The 13521-nt window shown below is 65.8% G+C and carries 9 protein-coding genes and 1 tRNA gene; 3 read left to right on the top strand and 7 right to left on the bottom strand.

Going from position 1 to position 13521, the window contains the following annotated elements:
- Positions 1-76 precede the first annotated feature (76 nt).
- Complete coding sequence (metH, locus tag EUU22_RS13095) at positions 77-3850, bottom strand: methionine synthase (protein ID WP_129332421.1); 3774 nt, start codon at positions 3848-3850, stop codon at positions 77-79.
- 189 nt (positions 3851-4039) lie between these two features.
- Here metH and EUU22_RS13090 point away from each other — a divergent pair, with 189 nt between their 5' ends.
- Positions 4040-5302 carry an AGE family epimerase/isomerase gene (locus EUU22_RS13090; protein WP_129332420.1) on the top strand — a complete coding sequence of 421 codons (1263 nt, stop codon included), beginning with the start codon at positions 4040-4042 and terminating at the stop codon, positions 5300-5302.
- 294 nt (positions 5303-5596) lie between these two features.
- On the opposite strand, the gene EUU22_RS13085 is transcribed toward EUU22_RS13090, so the two are convergent.
- From EUU22_RS13085 to EUU22_RS13075, 3 genes are read right to left on the bottom strand one after another with little or no spacing between them, the layout of a single operon-like run.
- Positions 5597-6799 (bottom strand): efflux RND transporter periplasmic adaptor subunit, encoded by a 1203-nt coding sequence (locus EUU22_RS13085; RefSeq protein WP_129332419.1) that lies wholly within the window; start codon positions 6797-6799, stop codon positions 5597-5599.
- 5 nt (positions 6800-6804) lie between these two features.
- Positions 6805-9165 carry an ABC transporter permease gene (locus EUU22_RS13080; protein WP_129332418.1) on the bottom strand — a complete coding sequence of 787 codons (2361 nt, stop codon included), beginning with the start codon at positions 9163-9165 and terminating at the stop codon, positions 6805-6807.
- A gap of 6 nt (positions 9166-9171) precedes the next feature.
- Positions 9172-9879: an ABC transporter ATP-binding protein gene (locus tag EUU22_RS13075; RefSeq protein WP_129332417.1), complete on the bottom strand. Its 708-nt coding sequence runs from the start codon at positions 9877-9879 to the stop codon at positions 9172-9174.
- Between the two features lie 716 nt (positions 9880-10595).
- On the opposite strand from EUU22_RS13075, the gene EUU22_RS13070 reads away from it, so the two are divergent.
- Positions 10596-10922 carry a GYD domain-containing protein gene (locus EUU22_RS13070; RefSeq protein WP_165351162.1) on the top strand — a complete coding sequence of 109 codons (327 nt, stop codon included), beginning with the start codon at positions 10596-10598 and terminating at the stop codon, positions 10920-10922.
- 545 nt (positions 10923-11467) lie between these two features.
- Here EUU22_RS13070 and EUU22_RS13065 read toward each other — a convergent pair.
- Positions 11468-11543, bottom strand: a tRNA-Ile gene (locus tag EUU22_RS13065).
- Between the two features lie 150 nt (positions 11544-11693).
- Between EUU22_RS13065 and EUU22_RS13060 the strand changes: the two genes are divergently transcribed.
- Positions 11694-12434, top strand: coding sequence for an SIMPL domain-containing protein (locus EUU22_RS13060; RefSeq protein WP_129332416.1), 741 nt, complete (start codon positions 11694-11696; stop codon positions 12432-12434).
- A 77-nt stretch (positions 12435-12511) separates the two neighbouring features.
- On the opposite strand, the gene EUU22_RS13055 is transcribed toward EUU22_RS13060, so the two are convergent.
- Together EUU22_RS13055 and EUU22_RS13050 are read right to left on the bottom strand one after the other, a co-directional pair.
- Entirely contained in the window at positions 12512-12889 is a 378-nt protein-coding gene (locus EUU22_RS13055; protein WP_129332415.1) for a hypothetical protein, read from the bottom strand.
- Positions 12890-13023: 134 nt separating this feature from the next.
- Positions 13024-13443 carry a secondary thiamine-phosphate synthase enzyme YjbQ gene (locus tag EUU22_RS13050; protein WP_129332414.1) on the bottom strand — a complete coding sequence of 140 codons (420 nt, stop codon included), beginning with the start codon at positions 13441-13443 and terminating at the stop codon, positions 13024-13026.
- Positions 13444-13521: the final 78 nt, after the last annotated feature.

The raw sequence follows: 13521 nt of genomic DNA, 5'->3' as shown, positions 1-13521 counted from the left end.
GAGGCAGGACAGCGGCGACGAATTCGAATCCGAAATCAAGCACTTGCCGACGGGGGCTGAATCAAGGTCTCGCCTTTCAGGCGGCATCTTCCGCGCGTTCGTCCGTCTTCACCGGCACGTAGTTGAGCACCGGCCCAAGCCAGCGTTCGATCTCGGAAACCGCCATCCCCTTGCGCGCAGCATAGTCCTCGACCTGGTCCCGCTCCACCTTCGCCACGCCGAAATAGTAGCTTTCCGGATGGGCGATGTAGAGGCCTGAGACCGAAGAGCCCGGCCACATGGCATAGCTTTCGGTGAGCTCCACGCCGGTCGCCGCCTCGGCGTCCAGAAGGTCGAAGAGCGTCCGCTTCTCGGTGTGGTCCGGCTGGGCGGGATAACCGGGTGCCGGACGGATGCCGGCATAGGCCTCGCCGATCAGCTCCTCGTTGGTGAGGGCCTCGTCCGCCGCGTAGCCCCAGAACTCGTGACGCACGCGCTCGTGCATCCGCTCGGCAAAGGCTTCCGCCAGACGGTCGGCGAGCGCCTTGACGAGAATCGAGGAATAGTCGTCGTTCGCCCGCTCGAAGCGCTCGGCGATCGCGATCTCCTCGAAGCCCGCCGTCACCACGAAGCCGCCGACATAGTCCTGAACCCCGCTCGCCGCCGGCGCGACGAAGTCGGACAGGGCGACGTTCGGCCGCCCCTCGCGCTTCGAAACCTGCTGGCGGAGCGTATGCAGGGTCGCAAGCGCCTCGCTCCGGCTCTCGTCGGTGAAGAGGCGAATGTCGTCGCCGACGGCATTCGCCGGCCAGAAGCCGATGACCGCGCGCGGCCGGAACCAGCCTTCGGCGACGATCTTGTCGAGCATCGCCCGCGCATCGGCGAAGAGCTGGCGCGCCGCCTCACCCTGGCTCTCGTCCTCGAGGATCGCCGGGTAGCGTCCCTTCAGCTCCCAGGTCTGGAAGAAGGGCGTCCAGTCGATGTAGTCGAGGAGTTCCGCGACATCATAGTGGTCGAAGACCTTCGTGCCGAGGAAGCTCGGCTTCGCCGGACGGTAACTCTCCCAGTCGGGTTTCATCGCGTTCTCGCGGGCGCGGGCGAGCGGCAGCCGCTGCTTGTCGCGTTCCGACCGCGCATGTGCCTCGGCCACCTTCTGGTATTCGGCGCGGACCGTCTCGACATAACCGTCCTTCGCCTCCGGCGACAGCAGCGCCGAGACGACGCCGACGGCCCGGCTCGCATCGGTCACGTAGACCGCCTGCCCGCGCCTGTATTGCGGGCTCACCTTGACCGCCGTGTGGACGCGGCTCGTCGTCGCCCCGCCGATCAGCAGCGGGATGTCGAAGCCGTCCCGCTCCATCTCGGAAGCCACATGCACCATCTCGTCGAGCGACGGGGTGATGAGGCCGGACAGTCCGATGATGTCGACCTTCTCGGCGCGCGCAGTTTCGAGGATCTTCGAGGCCGGCACCATGACGCCGAGATCGATGATCTCGTAATTGTTGCAGGCGAGCACGACGCCGACGATGTTCTTGCCGATGTCGTGGACGTCGCCCTTGACGGTTGCCATCAGCACCTTGCCGGCGCTCTGGCGCTGATCGCCGCCATTCAGCAGCTTCTCTTCCTCCATGTAGGGAAGAAGGACCGCGACCGCCTGCTTCATCACGCGGGCGGATTTCACCACCTGCGGCAGGAACATCTTGCCGGCTCCGAAGAGGTCGCCGACGACGTTCATGCCCGCCATCAGCGGGCCTTCGATGACGTGCAGCGGACGTTCCGCGGCGAGGCGCGCCTCCTCCGTATCCGCCTCGATGAAATCGGTGATGCCGTTGACGAGCGCGTGCTCCAGCCGCTTCTCGACCGGCCATTCGCGCCAGGCGAGATCCTGCGCCCTCGCCTCCTTGCCCGCCGCGCCACGGAAGCGTTCGGCGACGGTCAGCAGGCGCTCCGTCGCGTCACTGCGGCGGTTGAGCACCACGTCCTCGCAGGCTTCCTTCAGCTCCGGATCGATGCTCTCGTACACCGCGAGCTGGCCGGCATTGACGATGCCCATGTCCATGCCCGCCTGGATGGCGTGGTAGAGGAAGACGGCGTGCATCGCCTCGCGCACGGGCTCGTTGCCGCGGAAGGAGAAGGAGAGGTTGGAGACGCCGCCCGAGATGTGCACGAGCGGCATCTTCTCCCGGATCGTGCGCGCCGCCTCGATGAAGTCGACGCCGTAATTGTCGTGCTCTTCGATACCCGTCGCGACCGCGAAGATGTTCGGGTCGAAGATGATGTCCTCCGGCGCAAAGCCCGCCTCTTCGGTGAGCAGCCTGTAGGCCCGCTCGCAGATCGCGACCTTGCGGGCATAGGTATCCGCCTGCCCCTGTTCGTCGAAGGCCATCACCACGACGGCCGCGCCGTAGTTGTGGACGAGACGCGCCTGGGCGAGGAAGTTTTCCTCCCCCTCCTTGAGCGAGATCGAGTTCACCACCGCCTTGCCCTGCACGCATTTGAGGCCGGCCTCGATGATCGCGAATTTGGAGCTGTCGATCATCACCGGCACGCGGGCGATGTCCGGCTCGGCGGCGATCAGGTTCAGGAACTCGACCATCGCCCCTTCGGAATCGATGAGGCCCTCGTCCATGTTGACGTCGATGATCTGCGCACCGTTCTCCACCTGGTCGCGGGCGACCGAGAGCGCGGCTGCATAGTCGCCGGCGGTGATCAACTTGCGGAATTTCGCCGATCCGGTGACGTTCGTGCGCTCGCCGACATTGACGAAGGGAATGTCCTTGGTGAGCACGAAGGGTTCGAGCCCGGAGAGTGACATGAAGGGCCGGTGCTCGGGAACCTGCCGCGGTGCCGAGCCGGCGACGGCGTCGGCGATCGCCCGGATGTGCTCGGGCGTCGATCCGCAACAGCCGCCGACGACGTTGACCAGCCCCTCGCGCGCAAACGCCGCGACCTGGCGGGCCATGTCGTCCGGCGTCTCGTCATACTGCCCGAATTCGTTCGGCAGCCCGGCATTCGGATAGGCGCAGATGAAGGTGTCGGCGACACCCGAAAGTTCCTGCAGGTGCGGCCGCATGGCATCCGCCCCCAGCGCGCAGTTGAGCCCGATCGTGAACGGCCGGGCGTGGCGGACGGAGTACCAGAAGGCCGACGGCGTCTGGCCGGACAGCGTGCGGCCGGAAAGGTCGGTGATCGTTCCGGAGATCATCACCGGCAGGCGAATGCCCTTCTCCGCGAAACGCTCCTCGCAGGCGAAGATCGCCGCCTTGGCGTTCAGCGTGTCGAAGATCGTCTCGATCAGGATGATGTCGGCGCCGCCGTCGATCAGCCCGTCGATCTGCTCGCCGTATGCGAGCCGCAGGTCGTCGAAGCGGACGGCGCGGTAGCCCGGATTGTTGACGTCCGGCGAGATCGATGCCGTGCGGTTGGTCGGCCCGATCGCGCCCGCCACGAAGCGGCGCCGGCCGTCCTCGCGCTCGGCCCGGATCGCCGCCCGCCGCGCCACCCGCGCACCTTCGAGGTTGAGGTCGTAGACCGCCCCTTCCATCCGGTAGTCCGCCTGCGCGATGCGGGTCGAGGAAAAGGTATTCGTCTCGAGGATGTCGGCGCCGGCCTTGGCGTAGCGGTAATGGATTTCCTCGATCGCATTCGGCTGGGAGAGCGTCAGCAGGTCGTTGTTGCCCTGCTGGTGACAGGCGCAGCCGATGAAGCGATCGCCGCGGAAATCGTCCTCGCCGAAACCGAGCTGCTGAATCTGCGTGCCCATCGCGCCGTCGATGACCAGGATGCGTTCGCGCGCGACCTTGGCGAGGGCCGCCGAAATCTCCGCTCCGTCGCGCCTGACGACGTCCGTATCAAACAATGTGTCGAGCATGGCGCACTCCCCTGTTCCGATCGCGACATTCGCAAATCACATAAAGATATGTTTATGTCAACATGCCTTTATCTTCCGTCCGATCGATAAGGCAACTTCCGACGCCGCAACAAGTTCCCGTGGTGACACGGCCGCGACGGACCGATATAGAATTCAACCGATTAGAAGGAGCACGTGACGGAGGACGCCATGCCCGAAACCGCCAAGCACACCGGCCTCGCCTATCGCTGGGCCGATCGGCCCTATCACCGCAAATGGCTTCTCGACCGGGCCGACGAGCTCTTCGACGTCTTCCAGTTTGCGAGCGTCAATCCGAAGGGCGGCTTCTTCGACCTGAAGCGCGACGGCACGCCGCTCGTCGCCGGCAATCCAGTCCGCGGCATCCACGCCGCCGCCCGCATGGTCCACTGCTTTGCGATCGGCGACCTGCTCGGCCGGCCCGGATCGGCCGATGTCGTCGACCACGGCATGCAATTCCTCTGGAACCGCCACCGCGACCGAAAGCATGGCGGTTATTTCTGGCAGGTCGACGACAACGGTCCGGTCGATGCCACCAAGCAGGGCTACGGCCACGCCTTCGTGCTGCTCGCCGCCTCCTCCGCCAAGATCGTCGGCCATCCGCTCGCCGAAGCCATGCTCGACGACGTCACCGAAATCCTCCAGACGCGTTTCTGGGAGAATACCCACGGAGCGATCGCCGAGGAGTTTTCCGCCGACTGGTCGCCGGTCCCCGGTTATCGCGGCCAGAATTCCAACATGCATCTCACCGAGGCGCTGATGGCCGCCTTCGAGGCGACCGGCGAACGCCACTACCTCGAAAAGGCCGAGCACATCGCAGATCTCGTCATCCGCCGCCGCGCCGGCGAATGCGGCTGGCGGGTGCCGGAGCATTTCGACGAGAACTGGCAGCTCGACCGCGACTACCGCGGCAACGAGATGTTCCGCCCCTCCGGCACCACGCCCGGCCACTGGCTCGAATGGGCTCGCCTCGTCCTGCAGCTCTGGGTGCTCGGCGGCAAGCGGCACGACTGGATGCCGGAGGCCGCCCGCGGCCTGTTCTTCCAGTCGATGTCGCTCGGCTGGGACCGCACCCACGGCGGCTTCTTCTACACGCTCGACTGGGAGAACGCGCCCGCCCGCCGTTCAAAACTCTGGTGGCCGCTCTGCGAGGGCGCCGGCGCCGCCCACTGGCTCGCCGAACACCTGCCGAGCGATTTCCACGAGGAGAGCTACCGCCGCATCTGGAGCTTCATCACCCGCCACAGCCTCGACCGCACCCATGGCGGCTGGTTCGAGGAGCTGACGGAGGATCTTTCGCCGGCGACCACCATCTTCCCCGGCAAGGGCGACATCTACCACGCGCTGCAGGCCTGCCTGATCCCACTCTTCCCGGCAACCGCGAGCCTCACGCGCGTCATCTCCGAAACCGGCGGCCCGACTTTGGAGGTTTGAGGCCTTCCTTCTCCCCCTTGGCGGGGGAGAATATCGCGAAGCGACCGGGGCAGTCCGACGCTCACACAAGAAGGAGCGCCGTCAGCCGACCGGCGCACTCGACCATGGAACGGATCGATGTGACGGAGCGTGTTCGTGGATCCTCGGTCGAGCCCGAGGATGACCGAGGGTGGGGGACCTCGGTGCTCAAAGCGGACCTCCTGGAGTGCGGAGATATCTGCAACGCTCCCGGCGACACATGAGAGGTTGTCATCCTCGGGCTCGACCCGAGGATCCAGACCCGATGTCGGTCCCTCACTCCTGCCGCGGCTCGACGAGGCTGCCGTCGCTCAGCGTGTCGCTCGGATGCAGGATCACCACGTCGCCGGGTTCGAGCCCGGAGAGCACCTCGGCATGTTCGTCGTTCATGTGGCCGATGCCGACTTCCGTCTGGCGCGCGCGCCCGTCGCGGATGACGAAGAGGTTCCAGTTGCGCCCGTCGCGGAAGAGCGCGCTCAGCGGCACCTGCAGCACGTCCTCCCCTTCCCACAGTGTCAGCCGCGCATAGACGCGGAAATTGTGCCCGAGCCGCGGATCGCTCTCCTGCAGGTCGAGCACGAGGTTGACCCGCTGCTCCTCGATCCCGAGCGCCGAAACCTTGGTAAAACCCGCCGGGTCGATGCGCCGCACGACCGCCGGCAGCGCCCGGTCGCCGCCCCAGTCGACGATCTCCGCCTTCGCACCGGGCGCGATCCGCACGGCATCCGAGGAGAGAAGATCGACCGCCACTTCGAGGTCGGACGGGTCGCCGATCTCGGCGATCCTGGTGCCGGTCGCGACCGGCTGCTCGCTTTTTGCGAAAACCGTCAGCACCACCCCGTCGACCGGCGCCGTCACGTAGACGCAGCAGCTGCCGTCCCGGTCGGCCGGCGCGGAGGCCGGCTGGATGAGGCGGGCCTCCGCGCTCGCAAGCTCGGCCTTGCGAAGCTCGATCGCCGCCGCCGCCGAGGCAAGCTGCGCCTCCCCCACCTCGACGTCGGTGCGGGCCTTCTGCAGCTGGCTCTCGGCGATATAACGGGTCCTGGCGAGCTGGACGGCGCGTTCGAGGTTGTCGCGCGCGAAATCGAGGTCGGACTTGATCCGCCGGTAGTCGGTCTCCGCCATCGAGACGGCGGCGCGCGCGGCATCACGTGCGGCGGCGAGCTCCGCCTCGCTACGCCGGTCGATCAGCGGCGGGTCGAGCGGATGGATCGCCGCCACCAGCGTCACGTCCGCCTTCACCTGGTCGCCCTCGTCGAGCACCGTGCGGGCGAGATGGCCGGCGATCGGCGCCGAGACGGCATAGACGTCGCGCACCCGCGTGATCCCCTCCTGCGAGATCGTCACCCGGAGCGGCCCGCGTTCGGCCACGCCGGTATCGACCGGCTGCGGCTTTTCCCGGAGCGCATAGGCAAATCCCGCGATGATCGCGGCGACGACCAGCAGGAAGCCCGCCCGTTTCAGCCATTTGGACCACATGCACCTTACTCCCTGGACTTCAGCACGCTCACGAGGTCGAGCCTGTCGATGCGCCGCCGGACGATCAGCGCCGACACCAGCGACGCTCCCATGACGACGAGGCTCGCGATCGCGAACGTCTGCGAATTGACGACGAAGGGGACACGAAAGAGGTCGCTGGCGAGCCCTTCGATCACCAGCATCGAAAACAGGTAGCCGAGCAGCCAGCCGAACGGCTGCGCGACGAGGACGACGACGGCGAGCTCGGTGAGCAGCACGCTCGAAACTTCCGTGCGCGTGAAACCGAGCACGCGCAGGCTCGCGAGCTCCCGCGCCCGCTCCGAAAGCTGGATGCGGGCGGAATTGTAGATGAGCCCGAAGGCGACGATGATGGCGAGCGTCGTATAGACCGTCGTCATCGTCGCGATGTTCTTCTCGATCGTCGCGCGGAACTGCTGCCGCGAGAGCCCGATCAGCATGATGTAGGCGACCGCCGGCGTGTTCTTCACGCTGTCGTAGAGCGCCTCCTTCAGCACCGGATCGACCGAGATTCGCGCGCCGGAGATGCGCCGCCCGTCGCCGATCAGTCGGTCGAGCGCGTCGATGCGCATATAGGCGTCGATGCCGACGAGGCTCTGCACGATGCCGGTCACCGGTACGTCGATCTGCCGGTGGTCCTTCTCGACCAGTTCCACCTCCACCATGTCGCCGACCTTCAGCTCCAGCGCTTCGGCGACACGGCCGATGACGAGAAGCCCCGAGGACGGCGGTTCGAGCGGCCGCATGTCGGCATCCATGATCCGCCCGAGCTCGCCGTCCTCCGGCATGCCGAGGATGGCGAGGTCCTTCTCGTGGTTCTTGTTGCGCAGCTTGACGGCGATCGAGCGGAACGGCTCGGCCCGCGTCACCCCCGGCATGTGCCGGATCGCATCGAGAGCGGCCGGCGACCGCTCACGGTCGAGCCGGAGCGTCGCGTCCTGCCGCTCCATGCGGAAGAAGATCTGCTCCACCATGTAGTCGACGGAGTCCGACGAGAACATCGCGACGACGAGGAGCGCCACCGAAAGCGCGACCCCGAGCGAGGTGAGCAGCGAGCGCACCGGCGTGCGGATGATCTGCCTGACCGCCATGATCGTCAGCTGCGAGAACAGCCTGGAGCTCAGCTGCCGGTGGAAGAGCGAGCGGAAACGCACCGGCGCCGGCGGCCGCATCGCCACCGCCGCCGGCAGCACGATCACCGACCAGATCGCCTTGCCGGCGCCGGCGATCGCCGCCGCCACGCTGATGCCGCCCGAAATCGCGTAGAGATCGACGCTCTCGCGGAAGATCAGGAACGGAAACGAGAAGAATTCCGCATAAAGCCGCGTCAGCCCACGGCCGATCCAGTTGCCGGCACCGAAACCGATCACCACACCGATGAGCGCGATGACGATGGTGAGCTTGGCATAGTGCCAGGCGACCTCGAAATCGCGGTAGCCGAGCGCCTTCAGAAGCCCGATCTGCTCGCGCTCCAGCGTGATCAGCCGCGTCAGGATCATGTTGACGAGGAAGGCCGCGACGAAGAGGAAGATCGGCGGGATGATCGCCGCCATCGCGCGCAGCTGGATGAGCTCGTTGTCGAGGAAGGTGTGCGAGATCTGGTCCTTGCGCAGATACGTGCCCTGCCCGCCGTAAGGATCGAGCAGGTCGTCGATCGCGCCGACGAGATCGTCGGTGTCGGCGCCGCGAAGCACCGTCAGCGAGGCGTCGTTGAAGGCGCCATCCATGTCCATGACGCCTTCGAGCGCCGTGCGGGTCATGTAGAAGACGCCGAAGCGATGCGGGTCGGGCACCATGTCGCCGGGGCCGATCGCATAGATGTATTCAGGCGACAGCACGATGCCGGTCACCGTCAGCGTCTGCTTGCGGCCGTTCATGATCGCGTCGAAGGTGCTGCCCTGCGTCAGCCGGTGGGCGAGCGCGAAGCTTTCGAGCACCGCCGCCTCGTGCGGGCGGTTCGGCTCCGGCAGGCGGCCGCTGCGGATATAGAGCCGGTTGACCGCCGGCTGGCCGCTGTCGGGGATCGAGACGGCGATGCCGGTCGCCGGCTCGGCCATGCCGGGCATGTCGAGCAGCACGTAGTCGACGATCCGGAGATCGACGCCGCCGACGCCCTCCAGCGCGGCGATGCGTTCCTTCAGGTGAAGCGGTGCCCGGTTCGCCGTGACGAAGAGGTTGCCGAACCGGTAGCGTTCGTAGAAGACCGCGCGCGTCTCTTCGAGCGACCGGTAGGCGCCGATCGCCAGGATGATCGTCATCACCCCGCAGGCCATGACGAGCGCGACCGCCAGCACCTGGGCCCAGAGCCTCAGGATGTCGCGGAAGAGCTTGCGGTCGAGCATCGACATGGCGCGTCACCAGACGACGGAAGACGGCGGCAGGCGCTCGGTATTGACGACCGTCTCGGAAATCCGCCCGTCGTGGAAGGTCAGCACGCGGTGGGCGATCTGCCGGATCGCGGCGTTGTGGGTGATGATCGCCGTCGTCGTCTTCAGTTCCTCGTTGATCCGGCAGAGCGCTTCGAGCACGAGGATGCCGGTCTTCGAATCGAGCGCCCCCGTCGGCTCGTCGCAGAGCATCACTTCCGGCCGCTTGGCGATTGCCCGGGCGATCGCCACGCGCTGCTGCTCGCCACCGGAAAGCTGCGCCGGGAAATGGTCCATCCGCTCCTTGAGCCCCACCATTTCCAGCGCCTCGCCCGGTTTCATCGGATCGCGCGATATCTCGGTGACGAGGGCGACGTTCTCCCAGGCGGTCAGGCTCGGGATCAGGTTATAGAACTGGAAGACGAAGCCGACATGGTCGCGCCGGTAGAGCGTCAACTGCCGCTCGGAGAGGCTCGTCAGCTCGTGGTCGGCGAAGCGGACCCGGCCCGACGTCGCCTGGTCGAGCCCGCCCATGATGTTGAGAAGCGTCGACTTGCCGCTGCCGGACGGCCCGAGCAGGACGAGGATTTCCCCGCCTTCGAGGGTGAGGTTGATGCCGCGCAAGGCCTGCACTTCCACGTCGCCGGTTTGATACGACTTGGTGACGTTCTCGACGAGGAAGAGTGGCTCGGCCATGGCTCACCTTACAACATGTGGCGCGACCATAAAGCAGGGCGCCCGGCCCCGCGTTGACATTTGTCAACGCCCCGCAAGCCTCGCACCAGTTCCGCGACCTAACACCTGCTTGCAGGAAACACTGTTTGTGGGCATACTCGCCAACCGCGAATGCAGCCCTGTCGTGCAGACTGATCATGAGGATCTGTGATGGCGTATGATTGGAGTGGCGTGCGTACCCGGCGTATCCGGAGACTGAAACTGGCAGCGATCACCGTGGTCGGCCTTTTCATCATCTCGGCCCCCGTGCTGGCCTTTTCCTGACAATTCGAGAACACCGGGCCACCAACGGCGGCCTTTTCCACTTTCGTAGCGATCTCCCCTTTTTGGGGAGACGTCGCCGGGGCGACGGAGAGGTGTCCGCAACTTTGCCCCCCTCGCATGGAAGAACGAAAAATCGAGGCCTGAGGCGCGCGCAAGCCGCCTGAACCTCGGATTTTTCAGGTGAAACCCCGGTTCAGGCGGTGCGAGGCAACGACTTGCGACGAAACCAATGCCGGACCATCGACGCGCACCCAACTGCAGGCAATATGCAGAAGGCGAGTGCATACTGAAGGTCCGCTGGAGGAACCGCGACGGCGCTTGAGGCTTTGCGTTTCCACCCGGACACTGAAAATGACTCGCGTTCTTCCCGGCTTGAGCTTTAACTGCGTTCTTCTGACGGAGGAGGCAAAACCATGGCCATGTATCTTACGCGCTTCAGCTACACGCCCGAGACGTGGGCGCGCATGATCGAAAACCCCGAGGATCGCCGCGAGGCGGCACGTACGTACATTGAATCCGTGGGCGGAAAGCTCCACGGGTTCTGGTATGCCTTTGGCGAACATGACGGTTGGAATCTCTGGGAGGCGCCTGATAACGTTTCGATGGCGGCTGTCGCCCTTGCCATCGGCGCAGGCGGCGCGCTCAGCTCTATCGAGACGACTGTCCTTCTCAGCGTGGAGGATACGATGGAAGCCCTGCAAAAGGCAAAGTCGATTCGATATCGTCCACCGGCGGCGTAGGCGCGTTGTTGCCGCCGCGCTTCCTGGGGCCGCGGGGCGCAATAGGCAACAAAGCAGGCCGGCTCACCCGACCTTCTGCGCCCGTCAGTGCCGGTACATTCACGGTCACCGGGGCCATACCGGGAATCCAGGCGCTGACCGAGTCTTTATCAAACCGGAAAGCGCAGGTCCGCTGCGGGAACGTGGCGGGCTTGACCGTTTCGTCAGCATTTAGCGGCATGGGAGCGGGGCGAAAAGGCTTTCGAAAGCCATTTCGATGAACCGGACTCTGGCAGCCCACATATGTCGTCAGGGGCCACAATCGATAAGCTCAGGAAGGGATACCCCGAGGGGGAAGGATTGCGCGTTCTACTCATGCACGGATGCGGCATGGCCATATTGAAACGGCATGGCGTGTGAAGAATCGATTTGGCCATTCAAGCGAACGGGGCCGCTGCTTTGTGGCAGGCCTTTTCTTTATGGCAACGAAAACTGAAGACTGTTGCCACAGGGCCTTCACTTATCGGCTCTCAGCAGTGATTTTCTATGTAAGTCTTTGAAAATAATGGTGGGCCCGGAGGGACTCGAACCCCCAACCAAGCGGTTATGAGCCGCCGGCTCTGACCATTGAGCTACAGGCCCGGCGCCAGGCGCCGCCGGCGGCAATGGTCCCCGCCGGCAAGGTCCCGCTCTAACGCAATTCGGTGGAGGCGACAAGCCATTGCCGCAATGGCTACACAATCACTCGCCATCACGCTATGCGAAGGGACCCATCAACCAGAGGATTAGACGATGACGAGCCGTATCCTGCCTTCCCTCGCATTCGCGGCGCTCGCCTGCGCCGCCACGCTTTCCCCTGCCGCCGCTTTCGCCGAAGAGGAAAAGCTGCGCGAGGCCACCATCGTCGTCTCCGGCGAGGGCGAGGCGAAACTGGCCCCGGATCTCGCGGTCCTTTCCCTGAGCGTGCTGCGCGAGGCGCCGACCGCCGCCGAGGCGCTCGCCGCCAACACCGAGGCGATGGGCAAGGTCATCGCCGAGCTGAAGGCCGGCGGCATCGAGGCGCGCGACCTGCAGACCAGCGATTTCTCCGTCATGCCGCGCTACCGCGACCGCAACGACGACGAACAGATCCGCGAGCCGGAAATCATCGGCTATGCGGTGACCAACGGGCTCACGGTGCGGGTGCGCGATCTCGGCAAGCTCGGCGCGATCATCGACCAGTCGGTGCGGCTCGGCGTCAACCAGGGCGGCAGCATCGTCTTCACCAACGACAAGCCGGATGCCGCGATCAGCGAGGCCCGCAAGGCGGCTGCCGCCGAGGCGATCGCGAAGGCGAAGACGCTCGCCGAAGCCGCCGGCGTGACGCTCGGCCGCGTCGTCGAGATCAGCGAGAACTTCGCCCGGCCGATGCCGCAGCCGGTGTTCCGCGCGGCGATGGAGAAGGACATGATGGCGGGAGCGCCGGCACCGATCGAGGCCGGCGAGAACAGCTACAGCGTGACGGTCAACATCACCTACGCCATCAAGCAGTAGGCGGAAAAATGCGAACGGCCTCCCCTGCCCCTGACCCGGGGCAGGAGCGGCCGGCGCCCCCAGCGGTGTGGGCGCGATCAGTAGCGGGTGATCGGGCAGCCGCGAACGTTGGCGAAGACCATCCGGTCGCGTTCGCCGTAGCGATAGCCGGAGACGACCACACTGTGCTGCGTCACGCGCCGGACGCGGGCATGGCGAAGGCCGTTCCAGCGGGCCTTCTCGACCGCGCGGGCGGGATTGCAGGGCCGGTACTGGCGCCGCTCGTAACGGTCGTAGCGATCATGGCGCTCGTAGCGGTCGCGCCAGCCGTGGCGCTCGCCGGGATAATAGCCGGGTTCGCCGATATAGATGCCGACGCCGAAATCCGCGCCTGCCGCAGCCGAGCCGGCCGTCGCAGAAACCGCGCCGAGGGCGATGAGGGCCGCAAGCCCTGCCTTTGCGAGAATGTTGCGCATGTCTTCCTCCTTGGTCAGTGGCGAGGAACCCATGGTTCCGTTTGCCTTGTCGATTGGGAGGACATTAGCCGCGTGGGGCTGAACGCTGTCAGAACCCGCCGTTCACTTGCCGTTCATCGGCCGCAAGTGGCGAATCACCGCGAAAGGTGCAGGACGACGGAGCGACGGTGCGGTCGGTCGCGGTGCTCGAAGAGATAGATGCCCTGCCAGGTGCCGAGGAGCAGCCGGCCGTCGTTGACCGGCACGGAAAGCGAAACCGGCGTCAGCGCCGCCTTGATATGCGCCGGCATGTCGTCCGGCCCTTCGCTGTCGTGGGTGATCCAGCGCATCGAGGGATCGTCGGCCGGCGGCACCAGCCGGCGCAGGAAGCGCGTGAGGTCGTCCTGCACGGAAGGATCGGCGTTTTCCTGGATCAGCAGCGAGCAGGAGGTGTGGCGGACGAAGAGCGTCAGCAGGCCCTCGCCGCCATGGCCGGAAACGAAGCGGCGCGCCTCCTCGGTGAACTCGTAGAGCCCCTGCCCCGAGGTCGCGATGGTGAGAATGGTCTGCGGCATGGTCACCTCCTCGTCGGCCGGCATGGGGATGATTTGACATTCGATGCCCCGTCGCCGCAAGGTCCGCGGCGACCGTCA

Origin of the sequence: Ciceribacter ferrooxidans (assembly GCF_004137355.1) — a bacterium.
Classification (GTDB): domain Bacteria; phylum Pseudomonadota; class Alphaproteobacteria; order Rhizobiales; family Rhizobiaceae; genus Allorhizobium; species Allorhizobium ferrooxidans.
The sequence above is the reverse complement of the archived record's forward strand: the minus strand, read 5'-3'. Positions and strand labels throughout refer to the sequence as shown.